We start from the raw sequence: 871 nt of genomic DNA on the forward strand, positions 1-871 counted from the left end.
GACGCTGTTTAAAGAATACTGGGCCTGGTGACTCAAGCTTAATGAGCAGTGCCGTAATAAGCCCTACTGGGATAGCAACCCATGACAGCATAAAAACAAACAAGAGATCGATGAAGCGCATTTGCCCGCTGTTCTTACGATTAGAGAGGATAGAAAAAGCTTTTTGGTGTAAGAAGTAGCCGCTATGCAAGAGCTCAGTTTCAGTGTAGCCAAGTGAACGATCAAAGTAGCTCACTAGAGGCTCAACCCAAGCCCCTAGTTCTGTCGCAGCTACAAGAAACGCTTGCTGCTCAGGGTTTAGGTGTGAGCTTTTGAAGTGGCAAAGCGTTTTACTCTTGAAATCCCTAAGGGCATAGTTATTAACTTGAGCGTTAATCTCAGGATGTCTCTTAAGTACCTGAGCAATCTTTGTTTCGTCTTCTTTTGGACAGTAGATATAGATACAAGCATCGGTTTCGCTTGCTGATAACTCGTCCAATGTTGATGTTATGCTGATAGAATTATTCTTAGCTAATTCAGTTGCTTCTCGTTCTTGAAGCGTGTCGCTCATACTGTCTGTCATAGGAATGGAATAAGTTGTTTTCGGCTAGCCAATTGCTTACAAGTCGGCGATTATAATTTAATTCGTATAGAAATTATATCCCTTAATCCAGAACATGCTTGTAACTTTGAGAATTTTCTTGAACCTGAGTCCTTACTTATGGCTTGTTTTTGAATCTTGACGTAACTATATCAATGAATTCGACAAACTATGTTTGCGATATATTATGTTGCCTCGAAATTAAATGATTATCTAATTCACTATATTACGCAGTTATATCCGAGGTTGATTAGTTTTTGATAAAGCGCTTTTTTCGAATCTCCCTCACCA

Annotated in this window: 1 pseudogene; it reads right to left on the reverse strand. The window is 39.6% G+C overall.

Annotation, left to right across the window (positions count from 1 at the left end):
• Positions 1 to 562 (reverse strand): annotated as a pseudogene (locus tag R7Q46_RS25870) (sugar transferase); the annotation flags it as partial.
• Positions 563 to 871 lie beyond the last annotated feature (309 nt).

The sequence above is a fragment of the Vibrio sp. 811 genome (assembly GCF_033339195.1).